This is a genomic window from uncultured Ligilactobacillus sp., from assembly GCF_948826705.1.
In the GTDB taxonomy this organism is placed as follows: Bacteria; Bacillota; Bacilli; order Lactobacillales; family Lactobacillaceae; genus Ligilactobacillus.
The window spans coordinates 1-3,117 of the sequence record NZ_CAQLEL010000068.1 but is presented as its reverse complement, the minus strand read 5'-3'; the positions used below and the strand labels follow the sequence as shown (position 1 = coordinate 3,117).

Annotated in this window: 6 protein-coding genes; all 6 read left to right on the top strand. The window is 40.9% G+C overall.

Features of this window, described 5'->3' with window-relative positions; all coding sequences use genetic code 11:
• Window positions 1-245: 245 nt before the first annotated feature.
• Window positions 246-566 carry a hypothetical protein gene (locus tag Q9Q35_RS04075; RefSeq protein ID WP_112195537.1) on the top strand — a complete coding sequence of 107 codons (321 nt, stop codon included), beginning with the start codon at window positions 246-248 and terminating at the stop codon, window positions 564-566.
• The gene (locus tag Q9Q35_RS04070; RefSeq protein WP_112195535.1) at window positions 563-835 is read left to right on the top strand and encodes a hypothetical protein; all 273 of its coding nucleotides are present in this window, start codon (window positions 563-565) and stop codon (window positions 833-835) included. Before Q9Q35_RS04075 ends, Q9Q35_RS04070 begins: the two co-directional genes overlap by 4 nt.
• Window positions 836-1,813: a recombinase RecT gene (locus Q9Q35_RS04065; RefSeq protein ID WP_112195533.1), complete on the top strand. Its 978-nt coding sequence runs from the start codon at window positions 836-838 to the stop codon at window positions 1,811-1,813. It begins immediately after the preceding gene.
• Window positions 1,806-2,639 (top strand): PD-(D/E)XK nuclease-like domain-containing protein, encoded by an 834-nt coding sequence (locus Q9Q35_RS04060; RefSeq protein ID WP_112195531.1) that lies wholly within the window; start codon window positions 1,806-1,808, stop codon window positions 2,637-2,639. Before Q9Q35_RS04065 ends, Q9Q35_RS04060 begins: the two co-directional genes overlap by 8 nt.
• 9 nt (window positions 2,640-2,648) lie before the next feature.
• Complete coding sequence (locus Q9Q35_RS04055) at window positions 2,649-2,792, top strand: hypothetical protein (protein WP_162626390.1); 144 nt, start codon at window positions 2,649-2,651, stop codon at window positions 2,790-2,792.
• A gap of 68 nt (window positions 2,793-2,860) precedes the next feature.
• On the top strand, window positions 2,861-3,117 hold a 257-nt coding region (locus Q9Q35_RS04050), incomplete at its 3' end, for a helix-turn-helix domain-containing protein (protein ID WP_304652248.1).

The following is a 3,117-nucleotide window of genomic DNA, read 5'->3' as shown; positions in this document are numbered from 1 at the left end:
GTAGCTACATCTTAGCAGTATTAGCAGGCATCATGCTAGCTGGATTCTTACCACACGAAGAATGGGTGGTTGGCTGGGCTGGCGTCCTAGCACTAATCACGTTAGTGGTCGCTGGTATGCGAGATGAAGCGTGGACCAAAGGGCTTGATTGGTTTTTCAAGCCATGAAAAAAGGATCGCATGGCAGTGCGACCCAAACAAAAAATATTTACGGTTACATTTTAACATATCGAAGGAGAAAACAACATGAATGACAAAGATTTTGAAGAATTAGCACAAGGGCTTTTTGGGTTAGATGCAGAGACACTACAAGAAAAACTTACCGAAGATAAACCCACAAAGGCTAAAGATCGTGAACTTACATTGCAACTTGCTGATGGTGCATTAGAGTATTACGGCTTTAAAAATACATTGATAGTTGCAGAAGACGACGAAGGTTTCGGACTTTCAATGCCAGAAAATCATATTGTAGCAGCCCATTTGATCCTAGCTGCTTTAGAACGTGCGCCACTAGGAACGCTGGAACATGTCTTTTTACACTTTGGCAAAGTGGGTGGCAAGCAATGAGAACAGATAAAATCGACGCAATCAATACGCAAAAAGATCCAAACAGTTGCTATCGTCCAGATGATGAACAGTTATACATGATCACAGAATGGGACGGTACAGAACTGTCGCGTCAGACAAAAGCTGATGTTATCGGCTATGTACGTGATGAGCTTACAACTGTGCTATTTAAGATTAATAAAGCGCAGATGGAAGATGATGACGAAGAAGCGTTTGAAGTAGCCAAAGAATATTTAGGCCATTTTTCAGCATTACAGGAGGAAGAATAGATGAATAACCAATTAGCTAAGGTACCAGTTAAGCAGCTGGTACAAAACGACAAAGTAAAAGGTATGATCGCAAACGTATTACACGAACGTGCCCCACAATTTGCAACATCGATCGTAAGTATTGTAAACAGCAATCGATCACTAGCAAATGTAGATCAAATGTCAGTTATTCAATCAGCGATGGTAGCTGCGACATTAGACCTGCCTATTGATCAAAACTTGGGCTATGTGTGGCTTGTACCATACAAGGGCAAAGCGCAAGCCCAGATCGGATATAAGGGTTATATCCAGTTAGCGCAACGAAGTGGTCAATACAGAGCGATGAATGCTGTTACAGTCCACGAAGGTGAGCTCACGAGTTGGAACCCGCTTACTGAAGAAGTAGGATTTGATCCGACAAAACGAGTATCTGATACGGTCATTGGATATATTGGGTATTTCAAACTGTTAAATGGATTTGAGAAAACAGTGTACTGGACTAGAGAGCAAATAGAAGCTCATAGACAGCGTTTTTCAAAAGCTGGAGGTAATTCACCTTGGGCTACTGATTTTGACGCTATGGCTAAGAAAACGGTGCTTAAAGACCTACTTACGAAGTGGGGGCCAATGTCAACGCAGTTAGCAGAAGCGGCTGCAAAAGATGAAATCGATCCAGAACCTGTAAATATTGAAGCTGAAGAAACTACTAAAAGCAAACAGGCTGAAGATTTGTTTAATCAAGCACTGGAATCGCCACAGGAGCCTGTTGAAGAAGTTACTAAGGAAAATACCCAGGAAAAGAAAACAACGGCTAAAACAGCCTCTAAAAAGGCAAAAAAGCCAACACCAATTAAAGCGGTAGAAAAAGATAAAGAACAGCCGACTACAGATGAAAAGCCAGAAGATGTAAAAGAGATCATCAAGGCAGTGGCAAATGAGACTTCAGGCGAAGAACAAACGGAGTTACTTAACCATTGGGGTGAGCCGGTAAATGAATAAGTTTGAACTAACAGAAGAAAACTACTACAGTTCAGAAGCAAGCCAGCATTATATGAGTGTATCACTGTTTAAAGACTTTATGCAGTGTGAAGCGGCTGCGCTAGCTACTATGAAAGGCGAGTGGCAACGAGAAGAGACTACAGCGCTTTCAGTGGGTAATTATGTGCATAGCTATTTTGAAAGTAAAGAAGCACATCAGAAATTTATTGCTGACAAAGGTAGTGCATTAATGACCAAGCCTAATAAAAAAGAACCATACGGACATCTTAAATCAGACTTTAAGACAGCTGATGCGATGATAAATGCTTTGAAAGATGAAACAGTATTTAAGGCACTATATGAACCAGGACAAAAAGAAGTGATCGTCACAGGTGATATTTACGGTTACAAATGGAAAGGCAAGATCGATAGTTTGAACTTGGATCAATTGTATTTCTGTGATCTTAAGACAGTAGATGATATTCATAAAAAGCATTGGTCAAGCACTTATAACAAGTACGACAACTTTATCGCTGATCGTGGTTATTACATGCAGATGGCTGTATACATCGAACTGATCAAACAGACTTTTGGAGTAGGCTGTCAACCATTTATCTTTGCAGTCAGCAAGCAGACACCGCCAGATAAAGAAGCGATCGACTTCAATGGCGATCAAGATGCGATCTACATGGAAGATGCGATGCGAATGATCGAAGAAAACCAAGAGCATATTCAAAGAGTGATGAGTGGCGAAGAAGAGCCAACAAGGTGTGAGCATTGCGAATATTGCAGACTTACTAAAAAGATCGAATTACCGATCCATGCAAGTGATATTGAAATTTACTAAGGAGATCAGATGAAACCAACAGTAAAAGATGTATTGATCGACTTTGTTTTAGGTGCTGCAGTTGAGTCTGGCTTGAGTCACGAAGAGCTAAAAGCGATCTTGAAAGAGATCGAAGAACAGCACTATCACTTGATGATCAAGAGCAAGATCTAACAACGAGCGTCAGTAAACGTTAATGCCAAACGGGTGAGAGGCCCGATAAATTTAAGGAGGCCGTAAGTATGGAAAAGCCAAGTTATTTCTCAATTTTAACAGCGGATGTTAGATATGATCGAAGATTGGGCAAACCTAATGCAAGAGAGTTATACAGTGAGATCACGGCATTAAGCAACAAAGATGGCTACTGTCATGCTAGCAACGGTTATTTTGCCAAACTATATGAGGTTGATAACGGAACTATTTCACGCTGGATCAGTACGTTAGAGGAGTGTGGCTACTTGGAGCGTGAAATCATTTACCACGAAGGTACTAAGCAAGT